Raw genomic sequence first — 18,226 nt, forward strand, 5'->3', positions numbered from 1 at the left:
GTTGGGGAAAGTTGGAAGAACGCTTGAAGTCTAGGGAGCCGTCCTCATTCCCACAACGCCACACACTTGAATTGATTGTTCATATCGGCAAACAATAGTGACATGAATGACAAAAATATCGCACTCCTATGGAGTCATCTGCACTGGCTTGTCGTCCTGGAGCAGCAGGGCAGCTACACCGCCGCGGCCGCGCGACTTGGCGTAAGCAAGGCGGCCATGAGCCAGCACATCGCCGAACTTGAGCGTGCCGCTGGCGTGCCGCTGGTGCGGCGCACCACGCGCAGCATGCGCCTTACCGAGGCGGGTCAGCGCCTGGTAGATGACACGCGAGCACCGTTTGAGCGCATTGCGCACAGCTTTGCTGGCGTGCGCGACCTCGCGGGCGTTCCCAGGGGGCTGCTGCGCGTGACTGCGCCGGTCGCTCTGGCGTGCCAGCAGTTGGTGCCACGCTTGGCGGAATTTGCGCGCACCAATCCGGAGGTTCGGCTGGAACTGGAACTCTCTGATCGGATCAGTTCGTTGGCGATGGAGGGATTCGATCTGGCGATCCGCCACGCGGCTTCGGTCCCCGACACACATGTTGCCTGGCCGCTATGCAATACGCGTTCAGTATTGGTCGCGAGTCGTGATTACCTGCGCCGCCGCAAGGCGCCAAAGACTCCCGAGGCCCTGACCGCGCACGACTGCCTGCATTACCCGCGCGCGCAAGAAACGCCCATCTGGACGTTTGAGCCCCTGGGCGGCAGACGCGGGGCCGAGCGCGTCACGGTGGCGGTGACTGGTCCATTTTCCGCAAACAACAGTGAAGCGCTGCGCGACGCGGCGATAGCGGGGCTCGGCATTGCGCTACTGCCGGACTTCAGTGCCCAGGCTGCCCTGAAAGCCGGGAAGCTGGTCGAGGTGCTGCCTGGTTGGAAACCGGTGGGTACGTTCGCCGAGCGGCTCTTCGCGGTTCGTCCCTACGCAAGCCACGTCCCCATGGCGATGTCGGCGTTTGTGAGCTTCCTGCGCCAGGCCTGGGCGTCCGGTTTCACGACAAAGTAGGGAGTGGCTACCTTCTCGGTCGCGCCATTTCCCATCTTTCTGAAGTTCTGCGCTGCATCTTGCATTTGAAATACGTTCGGTCTAATATCGGTCAACGGCGTCACGCTGCCCGTCCTTTGTCGGATGGGACTGCATCGTGACGTTTTTTTTTATCAATTTATAGACGATCGGTCTAATTACCTTCAGGAGTACCTTATGTTCAAAGGCATCGTGGTTGAGAAGGACGAGGCAGGCTACGGCTACCGGGCCACCCTGAGGGACATTGACGAAGCTCAGCTGCCCGAGGGGGATGTGACGGTACGTGTGAGTCATTCCACCCTCAACTACAAGGATGCGCTTGCCATCACTGGCCGAGGACCAGTGGTTCGCAAGTTCCCGTTGGTTCCCGGGATTGACCTGGTCGGCACTGTTGAGGAGACCAATCACCCCGAGTATCGGGCCGGCGATTCAGTGCTGCTGAATGGCTGGGGTGTGGGTGAGGGCCACTGGGGTGGCCTCGCTCAAAAGGCGCGCCTGAGTGGCGAATGGCTGGTGCCGCTGCCTGAGCACTTCACGCCGCAGCAGGCCATGGCCATCGGGACCGCAGGCTATACCGCCATGCTGTGCGTGCTGGCCTTGGAGCGTTATGGCGTGACGCCCGACAAGGGCGAGATTGTGGTCACGGGCGCTGGCGGGGGCGTCGGCAGTGTCGCGGTTGCCCTGCTGTCGAAGCTCGGCTATGCCGTAGTGGGGGTGACGGGGCGGCCGGAAGAGCAGGACTACATCAAGAGCCTGGGCGCCACCGACGTACTGGAGCGATCCACCTTCGCTATGCTAGGCAAACCCCTGGGGCGGGAGCGTTGGGCGGGTGCGGTCGATGTCGTTGGCAGCCACACGCTAACCAATGTGTGCGCCACCACCAAATATCGCGGCGTGGTAGCCGCTTGCGGATTGGCCGGAGGAATGGACTTTCCAGCGACCGTCGCGCCGTTCATTCTGCGTGGTGTCACCCTTGCCGGTATAGACAGCGTGATGTGCCCGCGTGCTGACCGCCTGGTGGCGTGGCAGCGCTTGGCCACGGACCTTGACATCGCAAAACTCGGCTTGATTGCAAATGAAATCGGACTCACCGATGTCATTCCAACAGCCACAAGACTGCTGGACGGCAGGGTGCGTGGACGAGTCATCGTCGACGTGAATGCCTGAGAGCGGAAGACCGGACCTGCAGCGGCGCGGGTTCCCATAGGGAGTTCAAACCAAGGAGACAACATCATGCACAGACGAATTTTGGGGTGGATGGTTGGGGGCGCATTGGTATGCTTTCAAGCGCAAGCGGCGCAGTTCCAGTGCCAGGATGACGTGAAGCCTGCGCAGCTCAGCGCCGAGGAGCAGAAACTGGTCGATCAGTTCTGGGCCGAGTCGCTGGTCTATCTCGGGCAATACCTGAAGGTGCTGGAGACGCCGACCGGCCAATGCAAGGGCTCGGCGCAAGCCACGATCCAGACCTACCATTCCGAGACCGGAAAAGCGCAGACGCGCTGCATCATGAAGTACCGCGACATGGAACTGCTCGCGAAACACCTCAAGGCGGTGCTCGCCGAGCCGGACAAGGCAAAGGCATGCTTCGATTCACAAAAGAACTACAAGGAGTTCACGCTCTATACCCCCAGTCCGCAGGTGCAGAAGCTGTCGGCGACCTCCACATGGATCAACCGACCCCTGCTAACCGACTACTACAGGAAGATGGGCGGTGCAATCGGTGCGGCCGGCCTGGAATTGAATGAGAACTTCTTGGCTATCACGTCACGCACTGACACTACAGCGCACTGGACGAGCGATGTCAGCATCAAGGGGCTGCCGACACTGTGGTCTTCCGTGGGGTGGATCCCGTTCTACGCGGAGAACCCCGCCGCCGGCAGCGATCGCTTCCGCGGCGGGTATCTATACGCCGAACTGATGGGGCCGTGGGGTAACTTGCGGATCAAGGAAATCGACGGTGAGAAGGTGGGCGCCGAGATCGGCATGACCGTGCAGTTGTTCAACACCTCCTATCCCTTCCATTACCACCACCCTCAAGAGATCTACATGACGCTGACCAAGCCGCAGTGCATCGATCAGAACAAGTACATGGTCATGCATTGGGACAGCGATCAGTTCAAACAGAAGCGCGGCGACAAAGGTTGGACCGTTGAGATCGATGGTTCGAAAGGAAAATGGAAGAAGTGGTTTGCCAACCAGGACTCCAACAAGGAGTGGCTGACCTATTTTGAACGCAATGCCATCCATGCATTCCATGCACTCGAAGGCTGCAATCAGACGATTCAAAACTCCGGTCTGGTGACTGTCTGGGCACGCTCCACATCCCAGGACAATGAGCAATCCACCCGGTTGTGCCGACCTGCATCCGGCCCCGAGGCCGTGAAGAGGATGCAGCCTGGGGAAAAGGCGGTCTGCGACTTGCACGATTGGAAGCCGTAGAGGGTTGCACTGCGCCCGCCATGGGAAGGTTGTCGTCAATTTCCGCATTGCAGCCGGAGACGGCAGGCGAAATCGTGACTTGGGTCATTGCCATGTATGGCCTCGATCCGATTCACTTTCCGTCGCCGAAGCCGTTGAAGGCTGGCGGCGCCATCGACCATGAGGACAAAATACCGTGGAACTTCGCCACCTTCGATGCTTCCTGGCCGTGGCCCAAGAACTTCACTTCGCCCGCGCGGCCGAACGGCTGCACATCGAGCAATCGCCCTTGTCGCGCGCCATCAAGGAGTTGGAAGAAGCGCTGGGCGTGTTGATTTGCACTGAATCCTGACCCAGGGGGATGCGGTAGAAATCTTGGACTGGTTAAGCAAAGATTCCGAGGCTCCAGCGGTACTCGACAGGGCTCAGAGAGCCCAGTGAGAGTTTGATCCGCTTTTCGTTGTACCAACGGATATAGGAGTCCAGCGCCTGGATGAACTGCTCGATGATTGTGGACTGCCAGTTTCGAGGATAGAACAGCTCGGTTTTGAGTCGACCGAAGAAGCCTTCGCATGCAGCGTTGTCAGGCGAGTACCCCTTGCGCGACATCGAACGCACCAGCTTCGCATCGGCAATGCGCGTCAACCAGCCTGGCCAGCGATAGTGCGCGCCGCGGTCGGAGTGCACGACAGGCCGTGCGCTGCTGGATACAACTGTCTCGGTCGCAGCATCCAACATGGAGTTGACCAACTCAGCGTCCGGACGCGTACTAATGGACCAACTAACGACCATGCCGTCGAAGCAGTCGATCATGGGCGAGAGATACACTTTGCCGGCTGGGATCTGGAACTCAGTGATATCCGTGAGCCCCTTCTCATTGGGCGCCGCGGCCCTAAAGTCGCGGTTGATGAGATTATCTGGCGCCGGGCTGATCTCGCCCATTCCGATTTTCAACGAGTTACCTCGCCCCCGTGGATAGTACATAAATGGACCTATTCTGATAAGTATCCTTATCGCAACAGCGACATGGCGGTCCGGAACTTGAAGACGTGTCTGCTTCCGCATCGCACTGCACCCTCACAAGTGACCGGGCCCATCGAGCAGCGCTGAGCTATGCCGGTATCATCCGAGTTTCGCTCCATGGTCGATCCACATGACGCATCTCACAACCGGCCCTGACTCCTTACTGACGGAAATCCGTGCTCTGATCGAGGACGGACGCCGCCAAATCGCACGCGCGGCGAACGTCGGCCTAACCCTTGCGTACTGGCGCATCGGTAAGCGTCTACTGGCAGAGAATCTCACCGACGGCCGCGGTGAGTACGGTCAGAAGATTCTTGCGACGCTGGCACAACAATTGGAACAGGAGTTCGGCAAGGGCTTCAGCTACTCGGCGTTGACCAGAATGGTCCGGTTCGCTGAGCAGTTTCCGGATGAGCAGATTCTTGCGACGCTGTTGCAAGAATTGACGTGGAGTCACTTCACGGTGCTGCTGCCGCTGAAAGACCCGCTGGCCCGCGAGTTCTATGCCGAAATGTGCCGAGTGGAGCGCTGGAGCGTGCGTGCACTGCGCCAGAAGATCGACGGCATGCTCTTCGAGCGCACCGCGCTTTCCAAGAGCAGCAGCGAGATGATCCGCCAGGAACTGGCGACGTTGCGCGATGGTCGCATGACGCCCGATCTCGTTTTTCGAGACCCATACCTGCTCGATTTCCTTGGGCTATCCGGCGCCTATAGCGAGAAAGACCTGGAGACCGCCATCCTGCGCGAGATGGAGACTGTCCTGCTGGAAATGGGCAACGGCTTCTGCTTCGTCGCTCGGCAAAAGCGCATGACGGTTGGCAAGGATGACTTCTACCTTGACCTGCTCTTCTACCACCGACATTTGCGGCGACTGGTAGCGGTGGAACTCAAGCTGGAGTCGTTTCATCCGGCGCACATCGGCCAGATGGAACTGTATCTACGCTGGCTAGACAAGCATGAACGGGCACCAGGCGAGGAGCCACCGATCGGCCTGATTCTCTGCGCAGGTGCGGATGCTGAACAGGTCGAACTGCTTCAACTGGAAGGCAAGTCGATCCGGGTGGCTGAGTATCTGGTGCAGTTACCACCCGCAGATATGCTGCGTGAACGCCTGCATCGGGCCATTGAACACGCCCGCGAGCGGGCCGCGATGGCAACCGCCTCGGAAGAGGAAAAGACGTAAGGGTCTTGCCCTCTATGCGGGTAATCCGTGGCACAAGAGATTGTGCTGACTCCAGAAGCTACCGCTCGATGTCGCCATCGGGTTCAGGATCAAAAGTCTGCACGCCGCGATCCTGAGTGCCGGCCGATTCCCCGGACGGCAACGGCGTGCCCGGCAAAAACTCCACGTTCTTGGACGGGAGGCCAGGCCGCACATCTGGCCGCGCCACTTCCTGTCCCTGTCGCGCCGCAAGTTCCTGCAGCGCGTCCCGTCGCTCAATGAACACACGGTTCATTACGCCATCAGCAAACTCAACGTTGAGCCGCGCCTCCGCGGCCACGCGTGCCGCTTCCATCTGGAATTCCAGCGGCCCCGTCAGTTCCAGCACCGGCCCAAATTTCTGCTGCGCCAGGCGTAGAGCGATTTCGATGGCGTCCTGATCGTTCTGCCACAGTCGCACCGACTTGCCCTGGTCGACGAGCAACGCAGCACCGTTGCGCTGGTACTCGACGTCGCCGTTGCGCTGCACCTGGTGCGTGATGACGGGGCCGTCATACAAGATGGCGTTGGGCTGCACCGGGCGTGCCGGCCGGATCGTGAGGCGGCGCGGATCTTCGGTCGGCTCTTGTGGGCGCAGCCGCTGCAGCTCGAACAGCGCCGCGGTATCGCCGCGCTGGCCACGGGCGGCGAGATACGCCAGGTAGCGATCCTCGTGCGACGGCCGAGACGCCCGCAGCGTATCGCGCTCGGCATTGATCGCGCGGCTGAGCGCCGTTTCCCGTTCCACGCGCGTCATCCGCGCCATCGACAATGCCGCCTTGACCTGTGCCCGCGACAGCTTCGGATCTTCACCGATAGCGCTGCGTGCCGCACGGAACGCCGACCGGATTGCCTCGCGCCGTTCACGCTCGCTCTGCAGCTGCGCCGCCCACGCCGCACGGTCAGCGTGGCCGAAGACTGCACGCTGAAGCATGAACTCGCGCCACAGCGCCGGCGTCGGCTCCGGCCGCTGTGGTGAGGGCGCTTCAATCTCCCGGCCGGTCTGCGCCCGATAGGTTGTGCGCAGCAGCTGCGCCGCATCTGCCCAGGACAGATTCAATTCCTTGGTCAGGAAATCCGAGACGTTCAAGTTGCGCATGCCGGCACGGATGCGATCCCCGCCATCAGCGCCCTTGGTGATCGCGTACTTGTCGACGATCAGCCCATGCGTGCGTGAGAGCGTATCCAACAGCCGCTGCGCATCCAGGTTCGCCTTGATCTCTCGAAATTCGGCCCGCTCGCTGTCGCTGCCGGCGGCGCGCCGCTCGGACAAATCCCGCGCCAGTTGGTCAAGCACGCTATCCGCCTCGCGTCCCGTCGACAGACGCGCGCGGCTGTTGAACGGCACCACAATGTCGCCAGCGCCGACGGCCGCTGGCCACGACGGCGGACACTGCGAGTGATCGGGGGGAGCGCCAGCCCTACCGGGCTGGCTGTTAATTGCATTTATTCCAGCACCTGAGTGCGCGCGCTCGAACGGCATCGAGCCGATCGCATCGAAGCCCGGGATGTCAGCCAGGTTGCGCGGCCCAGGCCGCTGCCCAAACGGTGCTGGTGTGCCCGCTGCACCTGGTGGTGGCGCAAACTGGTACTGCGTGAACTTCGCAGCACTGGCCGAAAGCAAGCGCGCTTGGCTTGCAGGGTCGCCAGCTTGGTAGGCGTCATACATCCGCGCTGCCACAAAACGCCAAGCTAGATCCTCGGCCGATAGACTTACGCTTCTTCGTTCGCTTGTTCCCGCTCCAGCGAAATCGCCAGCCCGTCGCAATGCGTCAGCTCGTTCGGCTTGCTCGACTCCCAGCTCCAGTAGTGGATCAGCCGGCAGTAGCTCTTGAGCTCGCGTGGGGTGGCCATCCATACCGCCGAAGGGCAGACCTCGCACACGGTCTGCGGATTCGGGCGCCGCGTGGGGTCGATCTGCATCAACGTCAACGCCACCACGCCCGTGCCCGATTCCCCGGTCACGTTGGCCTTGCCACTGCGCTTCGACTCCCCGTTCGCGGTCGGCGGTTGGGTGTGAATCACCCCATCCGAGTCCACGTACTCGTTCGGCCCATCGCCAGGCGTCCCGCTCGCCGTATCCGCTGCGCTCGCCGCTGTCGATTGCTTTGCCATCCAAACCTCCATAGGGTTGATAGAACTGAAACTCGCGCTCGGCCAGCAGCGTGCGTTGCTCATCCGCCGGCGCTTCTCGGTAAATCTTGTAGAACGGACTGCCGCTGTTGAGGTACTTGACCTCACGTGCGCGCACGGCGTGCCACTCGGCCAGCGCCTCCCGGAACACGGTCGGTGTGCTGCGTGACTCGCCAGGCGTGACATATTCCGCATGCGCCCGGGCCTCCATCGCCGCCCGCTTGTCCGCCGCACTCAGCTCAACGAATTCGCGCGAGAACACATATTCCTTGAGGTTGACGCCCTTGGCTGCGCCAGGCGGCTTCACGTTCTCGTATTCGTTGCCACGGCCCGCGTTGCGTGTGCGGACCTCGCCGAACTCGGCCAGTAGCGAGCGGAAGTCTTCGTAACGTGTGATGTCCCGCGCCAGCATGGCGTCCAGGATCGATGAGCGCAGCTCGCGGTTCGACCCGTCGAACGCATCGCCCTTGTATCGGCTGATCATCCCCGACGAATCGGTGAAGGCCACGCGCCGGTTGTCGCGGGGGCTGGCCAAGCCGTACTTGGCATTGACGTGTTCCTGGAAGGCCTCCAGGAAGCGGGTCTGCTGCTCGACCTTGCCGAAGGGGTCAAGGCGCCGGCCCGTCAGTCGATTCAGCGATGGCACTACGATGTGAACGTGCACCTTGCGCTCCACCAGCTCGCCCGTTTTGCGATCGGGATAGCTTTTGAGGCGCGGCACGTGCGCTTCCGCGTAGAAGTTGTATTCGTCCGGCCGGTACGCCGCGAACATGAAGGCCTCAAAGTCGCGGGTGATGTCGGCCAGCACCTCGCGCGACAACTCGTCTTCCTTGAAGGCCAGCGTGATGTGCAGGTAGCGCTCGGCGTCGGTGGCGATCGTTTGGATCAGCGCATCGGTCAGATCCAGGTCGCCGGCGAGAACGACGCGCTCGTCCATCTCGTCGCGGCCGAACTCGCGGTCCTGCTTCTGCCCCTTCTCCAGGTATTCCTTGACGCCATCGTTGTTGCCGCGAACACGGATCAGCATGGTCCGGCGCTCAGTCCACGTTGGCCAGCGTAGCCTTCAGATACCGCCCGATGTACTGCAGGCGGTCGAGCATCTGCATGTAGGCTTCCTCGGACAGGGTGCCGCGCTCGTGGTCGGCGCAGGCTTGGCGTGCGAGCTGCTCGATGTCGCGGCTTGTCTTGCTGAAGATGAACAACAAACGTTCCCGGTGCGGGGTGGCCTTCAGGCGGGCGACCACCTGCGTGCGGTTGGTGAGCACAGCCTGGCGGAAGAACTCCGAAGGGGTGAGACCAGAGGCCGCCACCTTGGCCAGATAGGCCTCACGGTCGGCTTCCGAGAGCCGGAAGCTCATCGGCTTGGACAGGCCGCCTTCGGTCTTCGGTTTGGGCATCGCTGGGCCTTCTTGTTGGGGTGGCGGGCAGAACAGAGACGCGTCGCGCAACGCATCAACGGAGGCGCGGAGTGCCGTCTGCAGGCGGGTTCCACGCGGCCTTGACCGCGGGGGTTTCAAAGGGGCGAGCCCCTTTGGCACGGGGATATTTTACGGGATGCGGAGCATCGCGTAAACATATCCGACGTGCCTACTTTCAGTAGGCCGGAACCGTAGTTTATAAGAATAGATAAGACTAGACCGGAGACAGTCCGGGAATAAAGCGGCGCCCTTCAGAATCCGCAAGACTAGACCGGAGTTCTACAGGAATGTGCCGCATACGCTGATAGAATTCACAGGAATTGACCGGAGAGAGATCAGAGTGACACCAACTGAGTTTCTTGAGGGCATCAAGCCTGCGGCGCGACGCTCAAAGCTGCTTCCGTGGCTCGCGGATATCCGCACGTTGCGCACGGCGGGATGCTCCATCGCGCAAATCCGCGAGTACCTCGCCACGAACGGCCTGACCGTTGGCCTATCCACATTGGCCGCCTTCGTCGTCAAGCATGCCGACGGCACTGCGAGCAAAGACACCGGCCGACCAGTAGCAACGGCAGTCGCACCAAGATCAACAGGCACCCAAGCGTCCATCGAACCTGAGCGACCGGCAACAGAAGGGATTGAGGCCTACAAGACCACTGAGCAGTTGGCCAAGGAAAATCCCAAGCTGAACAAGCGAGCCATCCTCGACCTGTACGCCCGCCAGTTCCAGGTAGATCCACCGAATCCGCTGGCCGAATTGCTTCGCAAACAGGAAGAACGCAAGCGCTTGGCACGCGAACAGGCCGCTGCTGGCGGGGCCGGGCCGACTGCTGCGAGCGGATAGAAGGGAAGGCGGCCAGCGTGAGGAGTGTCCGCGCCCGGATCGAAGGGCACAGGGGACCCCCATTGGGGGACATGGGAGCGCTGGTTACCTTCCGGGCGGTTGTCGCGCGGCCAGCGCGGCTCGCGGGACCGAGTAGCGGGTATCACCGGCAGCGCCCAATTTATGCGTGACCACTGTGCAACCGCGCTTCTCTGCAAGCCCGTTCGCCATTGAGGGCAAACTGCTTACGGCAGGCTGGGCAGTGCCGTCATGCTGCGAGGGTGGGCGGGCCATGCCCGCCCTAGGGGCGCGACGTTCGCGCCCCGTCCAGCTTAGTACTCGTCCGGGAACAGCAACGTCGTCACGCTGCGGTCAGCCTCGGTGATGACCCAGACCTTACGGCTGCCGACCATGTAGCTCGACATGAGGCGTCCGCCCTCTTCCAGCGCGCGGGCGTTGCTGTTGCAATCCTCTTCGCACATGTCGCCCCAGTCGCCCATGGCGTGGCGCGCAACCAGCATGGCGGGCACGACCGGCAACAGGCCACGCTCCTTCATGAAGTCATAGCATCCTGTGGTCATCGCCACGTCGCCCAGCTTGAAGGGCAAGCCACGGCGCTGCTCGACACCTGCGGGGGCCGCACCTAAAAAGTGCTCGGTATAGGTGCCGTCCGCCTTGTGATAGACGTAGCGCTCGCCCATGTTGCCTGCGCGGTCCTTCTGCGCCTGCGCGAACATGGAGGCCGGAACGTTGATCCCCAGCGCCTCCAATTTGCTCCGGTAATCGTCCAGATCGAACGCATACGGCTTGCGCTCCTGCAGGTTCGTGTAGACGTAGCGGTCGGCGTCCAGATACTCGACCGTCAGCAGATACTGCTGCACGGGGCGATCCCAGCCGAGCATCACGCGCACGGGGCGATTCAGGTAAGTCGTTTCAAAATAATGTTGACTCATGGTTCGTACTCATATGGTTTGTTAGCTACCGGGCCCCTAGATTTGGAGCCCTCTCCAGGGCAGGTTTGTCAGGTGGTGTTGCGGCCTGTCAGCGCTGCCGCCGTTCCCCTGAGTTCCTCGCCCTGTGGACAAAGGAGGCGACGCTTGCCACGCTGCAAGGGCGCGCACGGAGGCCGCATGCGGAGCGCAGCCCCTTGGGGCGAGCACCGAACGGGCGAGTACGCGGCGAAGCGAACCCTTGCAGCGTGGCAAGCGTCGACTACCGTCCACAACAGGGCGGGGAACTCAGGGGAACGGCGGTAGTGCCCGGCGACACCACTGGCAGACGCCGCGCGGCGAGCGCCTATTGCGGGCCTTGGCCCGCACTGGAATCCACGTAAGCGGTGGGATGCGCGACACGACACAGCGCAGAGGCGCAGGCCAATCGGCTGACAAGACGGCGGGCATACAGCCCGCCGCAGGAAGAAGGCATTGCGGGCAACAGCGTGGGCCACTACACTGCTGCCTGCGAGCGGGCGACTCACCCGCTCGCAACTCATATCTCACCCCGGCTCTTTCGCTGGGGTATTTTTTTAGGCGGCTTGCTGGCGCAGTAGCGGCGGCACCCAGCGCTTGCCCTCCAGCAAGCGCCCTGCTGCCTCCACCATCGGCCCTTTCTTCATCGACGCGAGCGGCACGGCTTCCGCTGGCGAAACCGCTTCACTGACCGCTTGCAGCACATCGGTCTTGCGCACCTGGCACAAGTAGCCATCGGGCGTCGCGCTCCACCAGTCCGCCATGTCGAGATTGACGGCGCGTGCGAGCGCATCGGTGCAATGCTCGCCACAGCGGGATTGGATTCCATCGACGGTGAGCGCCGTGCAGTGGGCCAGCAGCGCGATCAACTCTTCCTGCGGCATGCTCAAGAGGTGCTCCCACAGCGCGTCCGGTTCGCCCGGCAAGCGCTCGCTCCACGCGGCCCGCGCCGCATCGATTTGTTGCCACGCGCGCGACTGCTCCACGCTCGGATCGGCGGCATGCATGGAGTACGCCACGCTTTTGGCAGACACCTCGACGCCGCTCTTGCAGCGGTAATACACCTCGGGGGCCAGATCGGTCACCAGCGTGAAGGCCAGCGCGGCCAGCGCCACGTGGTGGTTCTCCATCAACATGGCTTGCAAGGCAGCCGTGCGCTGCGCGGTCAACGCGCGCACCAGTTTCTCGGGCATCGCGGGCAGGCGATTGGCATTGCCCTCTTCAGACAGGGCTGCTGCACCGCGCACCCGTGCGCGCGCGGCCTTGGCAGCAGCCTTGCGGTCTTCCGGGCGGATCGCGCCTCGGATCACCTCCACGCCTTGGTCGCGCAGTGCAACGATGACGCCGGCATGGGTCTTGTCCGCGACCGTCTCCAACGCGGCTTCGCGCTCGTTGCGCTCCGTGTAGATGCCCTCCAGTTCATCCGACAAGCGCTGATAGGCTTCGTCCGCCCCCTCGTCTTCGGACAACTCCAGCGTCTCCATCTGCGCTTCGATGGCCTCTTGGCGCTGGTCCAAGGCATCCATCGCAGCCTGCTCATCCTCGGTCGCCTCCCGCCATGTCCTCGGCGCACGACCGTAGGCGTTGACGGTCGCGTAGTCCGGCTGCACCAGTGCCACGGCCCAGGCCCAGCCCTCTTCCGCACGGATCGTCTCCGCTTGCTGTGCCAGTCGTTCTTCCGCCAACTGGTGAGCCAAGGCACCGTCCGCCCAGTACGCACCGTGTTCAGCGAACAGATCAACCTGTTCGCGCCCACCTGCGGCGAGATAGACATCGCGCCCGACGAATTCAGCCACCGTCGAGTCGGAGGCGATGGACGCTTCGCCAAGCAGGGCACGGCGCAACGCCGCAGGCGCACGCTGGTAGGCTGGAGTGCAGTGCCAGACTTGCTCTTGTGCCGCACGGTCGTCGCTCACCGTCAACGCCATCAACTGTTCCAACGACATGACACCCTCGCGGTAGAGCGTGATGAGGCTGGGTGCAACGTTGGCGAGTTTCAAGCGGCGTTGCACCACGGCGACCGAGACGCCGAAGTGCGCGGCCACGGTTTCCACACCGGCACCCTCGTCCACCATGCGGCGGAAGGCTTCGTATTCGTCGGCGGGATGCATGGGCTGGTGCGTGTTCTCGACCGCTGACAGTTCGATGGCGTTTTCATCGGCCACGATGCGCACGGTCACGGCGTAGTCCGCGTCGATCTTGCCTTCGTCGCGCAGCAGCCGCAGCGCGGCGAAACGGCGACGCCCTGCGGCTACAGCGTATGTCGCCTGCTTGCTTTTGCCCTTGGGCTTCACCTCGGTCACGAGTAGCGGGTACAGCAGGCCATGGGCCGCGATGGTGGCGGCAAGGCTGGCGACCTTGTTCGCATCGAGTGCGCCTTTACGGACGTTGGCCTCTGATTCGACCAGTCGGGACAGCGGTACGGTGTTCACATGTTCTTGCATGATGGGATTCCAAAAGGGGTTGTCGTGCTACCGGGCTCCTAGATTCGGAGCCCCCTCGTGGGCAGGTTGGCCAGGCGGTGCGGTGGCCTGTCTAGCCTTGCCGCCGTTCTCCTGAGTTCCTCGCCCTGGGACTAAAGGAGGCGGCGCCGGCCAGGCGGCCAAGGGCGCGCTTTGCGCGGCTTGCGAACCCTTGGCCGCCTGACCGGCGTTGACTACGGTCCCGGATAAGGGCGAGGGGCTCGGGAGAATGGCGCGCGTGGCACGCCGTCACCGCTGGCCAACGCCGCGCGGCGAGCGCCTATTGCGGGCCCTGGCCCGCACTGGAATCCGAACAAGCGCAGAACAGCCGGCCAGGTCGGCCAGGCTGCGTGGAGGGGAAACAACGACAGGGGGGGCCGTGAGGAAAAGTGAAAGTGCAGTGCAGCAAAATCCACGGATAATGCGTACGTCTCCTCCACCCTCCTTGGTGGACTTCAAGCCCAAGCACTTGCTTGGGCTTTTTTTCTGCGGTGGGCCTCGCACCAGTCACGAATTAGCGGCTGCTTCCCCACAGCGGGCCGGGCCTTGGCTTGCCCTCCGCCCGATCCCCTCAGCGACGCGGGACAAGCAGACACCCGGTCCGATACGCGTGATATCGTCAGCGCCATATCAACTTGCGTATTTGGAAACAGATGTACCAGGAGAGCAGTTCATGGTGAGGCGGAAACCCGTGCTCCCGCCTCCACTTGCCGCCGGCACCTATCGCGCCACGTGCCGCGAGGCGGATCTATTCAACGCCCAAGAGAGCGGACACAGCAGCGTGTATCCGGAGGCGCTGTGCGTGAGCGATGGCCGGTGGTGCACCTTCTATCGCGATGGCGTCAAGGTATGGGATTGCAACGCGCACTACGCTGCGGTGCATTTCAACATGGAGGCGGCGGTCGCAGACAAGGCCGGCTGAGCCGCACGCCGGTCACCTCGGAACGCGCTGCGGCACGCACGAAAGGCTACCCTCAAGCCGCCAGCAGCAGTACAGGTGCTGTCTTCGTCGCGTGGGTGACGGGCTCATGCACGGCCAGTTGGTAGCCGCGCGAATAGACCGTCTTGAGCTCCACCCCGTTGGCCTCTCCGAAGCACAGCTTCTTGCGCAGCATGTAGACGTGCTGCTCGATCGAGCGCTCGGCAACGCTGGCACACGTTCCCCACACTGCAGATGCGATCTGCTGGCGTGATAGGAACGCGCCCTGCGATGAGAACAACAACCAGGCCGTTGCAAACTCCCGGGCCGTCAACCGGACGGGCATGCCGTGCAACGTTACCGTCCGAGTGAGCCGACACAGACTGTACGGCCCGACCGCGGTACGGGTGCCGGACTCGGTCTGCTCCGTCCCGCGTTCCGCGCTGCGCAGAACGCGCTGAACGCGGGCAGTCAACTCCTCGGCGGTGAAGTAGCCGGTGATCACGTCTTCGACAGCGCTGTCAAAAACACGCAACATTTCCGCGCGTTCGGTGAAGGTGCCGAACACCAGCGTTGGCCAGCGCAAGTCGGCATTGCAGTCACGCCAGGACAGAACCAGCTGGCCGGCCGTGCTGAACAGCTGGGCATCGATCATCAGCAAGTCGAAGGCCTCGGTGCGCCGGGCGCGCAACAGCGCCAATGCGTCGTCAAATCGCACGCACGTCACGTCCGCTGGCAGGCAAGCCTCCACGTACGCAAAGCTCGAAGGATTGCTAGTGAGGATGGCGAATTTCATGATGGACCCGATTGATGCGGTGCCGGTCAATACGCAAGCCACCGCTTGTTGTGTTTTACGCGAGCATAGCTTTCACAATTCCTTCACACACCCCTCCATTGGGGGATATTTCGAAGGGATCGCGATTTATCGCACGATCAGCGAAGTTGTCATGCTCTTGACATCAATTTGAAATATTTAGGCGGCTCCTCCGTGCACGCGCCGGCGAGACAGCTGCCCGCCTGCATTGCGGGCAGCTTGGCTATCGCTCCGATCAGGTGCCGAACAAATCGAGCTGCTCGCTCTGCGCGATGCGGCGCGTCACGATCGCCGCACGATGTTGTGCGAGCGGATCGGACGCCGGCGCGACGGCGGGTGCAGTAGCGCTAACGGTCTGACCTGCACCCTCTTCCTGGTCGACTTCTTCCCGCGCCGCCTCTTCACGATCCCGGCGACGCAAACGCATGTCCCACAGGCCCATCACGTGGGCCGGCGTCACCCAATGCCCCCAGACCGAATCGGGCGCCAGCGCATTGCCGTGGATCACGATGGCCGGGACATGCAGCAGCGACAGCTGCACGTAGGCCATATGGCAGGCAGTCGCGTCGATATCAATCAACGTGGCGTGCATGGTCTGCTGATAGTTGATGCCGTCGTCGAGCAGCGCGGACGCGGCAGCGATCACCATGCCGCCGGCGCCGGCGGCCGGCTCCGTCAGCGACAGGAAGCCGTTGCGCTCGATCTCGGCCGGCGCGCCGGACATGAGAATCTTGGCCATCAGCCGCGACACCTCGAACGGCGTGAAGAACTGGCCCTTCCAGTGGTCGGCCAACTGCAGCGATTCGAAGATCGGACCGAGCGCATCCTTGTGGCCGCCCTCCAGCGATTCAACCAGACAGCCCAGCATGCGCGGGAAGCACTCCACTTCCTCGCGCTCGTAGCGCTTCACGATTTCCAGGTAGCGCGCCTCGCGTGCCTCGTACTGCAGCAAGTCAACGCGGTTGCTGAGGGACAGCGCCGCGAGTTCGCAGAAATCGCGGAACACCTCATGCCGGCGATGCCGGCGTGCGCATTGCTCAATTAATTTCACCAGCGCCTGCTGGTGTGCGTCCAGATGATTAAACTTGGGCTTAGCCATAGTTCACGAGCCTCCGTGAGAAGTGGTCAAGAAGCCCCGGGGAGTGATCCGCCTCGGGGCTTTTTTCTTTCGGAGAGGCACTTACGAGCGATCCTCTCGCTCGGTTTCCCTCGCTCCCGCCCTGGGGCGGGCGGGGGGTGGGGAGAGCCCTTGCCCTCACGGGCAAGGGTTGGGATGGGGTGGGGTGGGGTTCGAGCAGCGAGCAACACGGCTGGTCGCCGCGTCGCATCAAGCATCCCCACACAAGGCCCCCTCACCGTGTGACGGGGGTTGTGTGCGGATGTGCGACGTGGTGGCCAGCCGTGTCGCTGTGCCGTTGGCGGTGCCGGCATCAGGCGGCCGGCATGACAGCGCCTTGGCGCTGGCGTGAAGGCTGCGTCGGCGCCGCCTGCGGTCTGCGCCGCATGTGACCGGATTAGCCAGGCGCGTGACAGTGCGCAGCGCTGGCGCGGGGCTGGCCCGGGCGCGGGCGGTGCAGGCCGCTTGTCATTCACGGGCCCCCGGCCCGCACTTGGATCTCATGGGCACGACGCCGCGGCCGCCCTCGCCAAGGCGTGATGGTGCGAAATAGAAAGATTCATCGCAGATTTGCACAGTGGTCCAGTGCCGCAGAGTCACCGTTGAAGACATCCGACCACGTATCGCTTCTGTAAGATGGTGGATCCCGATCGAGCACGTATGCACATCACACAAGTCATCTGCTGCACGGCAAACGAGGGCAAAAAAATGAAGCAAGCCACCAATTCACTCGATAAATACCTCTCAAGCAACAAGGTTCCGACTTCTGAGCGGTTTGCATTTCACCGTGCGAATCCGACGGGGTCATTGGACGAATATCGACAAGAGCTGCGACGTAAACTTCGCGACCGCATTCAGTCCAAACGCATCATTTATCTCGACACCAACGCTTGGAAGTGCCTCAGTGACTATGCGCGCGGGAAAGCGAACCTCAACGAGGCAATGGTCAATTTCGCTCAGACGATGAACACTGATCGTGTCCGGGATAATTGTGTGTTTCCCATCGGACCCACGACTCTGTTTGAGCTGCAGTCAATGGAAGATCCGGCTTCGATTTCGACACTCGCGGAGCTCGTTGAAAGGTTTTCCATGAACGTCGGCTGCCAGCCGCCGAACGAAGTCATAGATCAAGAGCTAGCGCTGTTCAATCGAAAGGAAACGCGCGACGCCAACGCAGAACCAGAAAGGTTCTGCCATCCGATGGAAATCACAGGCAAGTTGGAATTGAACATTCCGAAACTGTTGCCACCGCCGGAAGAGCTCGCATTCAAAAAAGCATCGCTCGACATCCTATATGCTTTGCCGACGGCGGCGCACCTTGAAATGGCCTGTACGTCAATTCAGTCGCGATGGGACAACACTGCAGGAATTGACGAAATGAATGCCGGCATGATCGCCTACCAGCACGAGCTAAAGACCTTTCCCGATGCGCTTCTCGTGGAATTGACAGGAATCATGAGCTTTCATGTGCCCGTCGGGCCTCCCATTGGCGGGTTTCGTCCGGAGAAGGCACAAGCACTAATGGCGATGATTCACTGGAGTGAGCAGCCGAATAGTAGGCATCTTGTAACTGCTCGGATCCAAGCGAATCTTCATGCGACCGTTCGATACATCGAGAATCGAAAATTTCGCAAGGGTGATATAGCAGATTTCATCACAGCACAAGTCGCACTCCCCAGCGCGCACGCTCTTTTCACAGACAGGGCTCTCGCAAATCTGCTCGGCGAACCGAAAATCGGCCTCGCAAAGTTCTGTTCCTGTGACGTTGTATCGGGATTCGACAGCTTTGCGGCATATCTCAAGGCTGTATAGTCGGCCTCCGAGTTCGAGCCAAGACTACTGCCTGCGTAAAGTGCCATCAAAGAAAA

14 protein-coding genes and 2 pseudogenes are annotated in these 18,226 nt (G+C 62.0%); 9 read left to right on the plus strand and 7 right to left on the minus strand.

All coding sequences use genetic code 11. From position 1 onward, the window contains the following. Positions 1–102 precede the first annotated feature (102 nt). The 4 genes and pseudogenes from ACN9M1_RS26445 to ACN9M1_RS26460 form a co-directional block, all read left to right on the plus strand. Positions 103–1,044 (plus strand): LysR family transcriptional regulator, encoded by a 942-nt coding sequence (locus ACN9M1_RS26445; RefSeq protein WP_426400878.1) that lies wholly within the window; start codon positions 103–105, stop codon positions 1,042–1,044. 195 nt (positions 1,045–1,239) lie between these two features. Then, positions 1,240–2,229, plus strand: a complete 990-nt coding sequence (locus ACN9M1_RS26450) for an MDR family oxidoreductase (RefSeq protein ID WP_426400879.1) — start codon at positions 1,240–1,242, stop codon at positions 2,227–2,229. A 66-nt stretch (positions 2,230–2,295) separates the two neighbouring features. After that, the gene (gene dddY, locus ACN9M1_RS26455; protein ID WP_426400880.1) at positions 2,296–3,501 is read left to right on the plus strand and encodes a dimethylsulfonioproprionate lyase DddY; all 1,206 of its coding nucleotides are present in this window, start codon (positions 2,296–2,298) and stop codon (positions 3,499–3,501) included. Between the two features lie 175 nt (positions 3,502–3,676). After that, positions 3,677–3,817: pseudogene (locus ACN9M1_RS26460) on the plus strand (LysR family transcriptional regulator); the annotation flags it as partial. Positions 3,818–3,864: 47 nt separating this feature from the next. On the opposite strand, the pseudogene ACN9M1_RS26465 reads toward ACN9M1_RS26460, so the two are convergent. Continuing rightward, positions 3,865–4,422: pseudogene (locus ACN9M1_RS26465) on the minus strand (IS3 family transposase); the annotation flags it as partial. 211 nt (positions 4,423–4,633) lie between these two features. On the opposite strand from ACN9M1_RS26465, the gene ACN9M1_RS26470 reads away from it, so the two are divergent. Then, a complete protein-coding gene (locus ACN9M1_RS26470) occupies positions 4,634–5,686 on the plus strand; it encodes a PDDEXK nuclease domain-containing protein (RefSeq protein ID WP_426400881.1) in 1,053 nt (350 codons plus the stop codon). Positions 5,687–5,744: 58 nt separating this feature from the next. Here the strand turns inward: ACN9M1_RS26470 and ACN9M1_RS26475 are convergent, their stop codons facing one another. Further along, complete coding sequence (locus ACN9M1_RS26475) at positions 5,745–8,864, minus strand: LPD7 domain-containing protein (protein WP_426400883.1); 3,120 nt, start codon at positions 8,862–8,864, stop codon at positions 5,745–5,747. A gap of 10 nt (positions 8,865–8,874) precedes the next feature. Next, positions 8,875–9,234: a plasmid mobilization protein gene (locus ACN9M1_RS26480; RefSeq protein WP_426400884.1), complete on the minus strand. Its 360-nt coding sequence runs from the start codon at positions 9,232–9,234 to the stop codon at positions 8,875–8,877. A gap of 310 nt (positions 9,235–9,544) precedes the next feature. Between ACN9M1_RS26480 and ACN9M1_RS26485 the strand changes: the two genes are divergently transcribed. Then, the gene (locus ACN9M1_RS26485; protein WP_426400885.1) at positions 9,545–10,099 is read left to right on the plus strand and encodes a hypothetical protein; all 555 of its coding nucleotides are present in this window, start codon (positions 9,545–9,547) and stop codon (positions 10,097–10,099) included. Positions 10,100–10,410: 311 nt separating this feature from the next. On the opposite strand, the gene ACN9M1_RS26490 is transcribed toward ACN9M1_RS26485, so the two are convergent. Next, a complete protein-coding gene (locus ACN9M1_RS26490) occupies positions 10,411–11,031 on the minus strand; it encodes a hypothetical protein (RefSeq protein ID WP_426400886.1) in 621 nt (206 codons plus the stop codon). A gap of 572 nt (positions 11,032–11,603) precedes the next feature. After that, positions 11,604–13,490, minus strand: a complete 1,887-nt coding sequence (locus ACN9M1_RS26495; protein ID WP_426400888.1) for a ParB/RepB/Spo0J family partition protein — start codon at positions 13,488–13,490, stop codon at positions 11,604–11,606. A 709-nt stretch (positions 13,491–14,199) separates the two neighbouring features. Between ACN9M1_RS26495 and ACN9M1_RS26500 the strand changes: the two genes are divergently transcribed. Beyond that, positions 14,200–14,430, plus strand: coding sequence for a hypothetical protein (locus ACN9M1_RS26500; RefSeq protein ID WP_426400889.1), 231 nt, complete (start codon positions 14,200–14,202; stop codon positions 14,428–14,430). A 52-nt stretch (positions 14,431–14,482) separates the two neighbouring features. Here the strand turns inward: ACN9M1_RS26500 and ACN9M1_RS26505 are convergent, their stop codons facing one another. Continuing rightward, positions 14,483–15,223 (minus strand): response regulator transcription factor, encoded by a 741-nt coding sequence (locus ACN9M1_RS26505; protein ID WP_426400940.1) that lies wholly within the window; start codon positions 15,221–15,223, stop codon positions 14,483–14,485. Here ACN9M1_RS26505 and ACN9M1_RS26510 point away from each other — a divergent pair. Further along, a complete protein-coding gene (locus ACN9M1_RS26510; protein ID WP_426400952.1) occupies positions 15,222–15,395 on the plus strand; it encodes a hypothetical protein in 174 nt (57 codons plus the stop codon). The genes ACN9M1_RS26505 and ACN9M1_RS26510 overlap by 2 nt on opposite strands. Positions 15,396–15,476: 81 nt before the next feature. On the opposite strand, the gene ACN9M1_RS26515 is transcribed toward ACN9M1_RS26510, so the two are convergent. Beyond that, entirely contained in the window at positions 15,477–16,340 is an 864-nt protein-coding gene (locus tag ACN9M1_RS26515; RefSeq protein WP_426400890.1) for an N-6 DNA methylase, read from the minus strand. A 678-nt stretch (positions 16,341–17,018) separates the two neighbouring features. Here ACN9M1_RS26515 and ACN9M1_RS26520 point away from each other — a divergent pair. Continuing rightward, positions 17,019–18,170 (plus strand): hypothetical protein, encoded by a 1,152-nt coding sequence (locus ACN9M1_RS26520; protein ID WP_426400891.1) that lies wholly within the window; start codon positions 17,019–17,021, stop codon positions 18,168–18,170. Positions 18,171–18,226: the final 56 nt, after the last annotated feature.

This window comes from Ralstonia sp. R-29, assembly GCF_049913345.1.
Taxonomy (GTDB): Bacteria; Pseudomonadota; Gammaproteobacteria; order Burkholderiales; family Burkholderiaceae; genus Ralstonia.

Excerpts from the sequence above, each read along its gene's own strand:
- ACN9M1_RS26450 (WP_426400879.1), top strand. The coding sequence starts at position 1,240 with ATGTTCAAAGGCATCGTGGTTGAGAAGGACGAGGCAGGCTACGGCTAC.
- ACN9M1_RS26445 (WP_426400878.1), top strand. The coding sequence starts at position 103 with ATGAATGACAAAAATATCGCACTCCTATGGAGTCATCTGCACTGGCTT.
- ACN9M1_RS26515 (WP_426400890.1), bottom strand. The coding sequence starts at position 16,340 with ATGGCTAAGCCCAAGTTTAATCATCTGGACGCACACCAGCAGGCGCTG.
- ACN9M1_RS26490 (WP_426400886.1), bottom strand. The coding sequence starts at position 11,031 with ATGAGTCAACATTATTTTGAAACGACTTACCTGAATCGCCCCGTGCGC.
- ACN9M1_RS26505 (WP_426400940.1), bottom strand. The coding sequence starts at position 15,223 with ATGAAATTCGCCATCCTCACTAGCAATCCTTCGAGCTTTGCGTACGTG.
- ACN9M1_RS26470 (WP_426400881.1), top strand. The coding sequence starts at position 4,634 with ATGACGCATCTCACAACCGGCCCTGACTCCTTACTGACGGAAATCCGT.
- dddY (WP_426400880.1), top strand. The coding sequence starts at position 2,296 with ATGCACAGACGAATTTTGGGGTGGATGGTTGGGGGCGCATTGGTATGC.
- ACN9M1_RS26510 (WP_426400952.1), top strand. The coding sequence starts at position 15,222 with ATGATGGACCCGATTGATGCGGTGCCGGTCAATACGCAAGCCACCGCT.
- ACN9M1_RS26480 (WP_426400884.1), bottom strand. The coding sequence starts at position 9,234 with ATGCCCAAACCGAAGACCGAAGGCGGCCTGTCCAAGCCGATGAGCTTC.
- ACN9M1_RS26475 (WP_426400883.1), bottom strand. The coding sequence starts at position 8,864 with ATGCTGATCCGTGTTCGCGGCAACAACGATGGCGTCAAGGAATACCTG.
- ACN9M1_RS26520 (WP_426400891.1), top strand. The coding sequence starts at position 17,019 with ATGCACATCACACAAGTCATCTGCTGCACGGCAAACGAGGGCAAAAAA.
- ACN9M1_RS26495 (WP_426400888.1), bottom strand. The coding sequence starts at position 13,490 with ATGCAAGAACATGTGAACACCGTACCGCTGTCCCGACTGGTCGAATCA.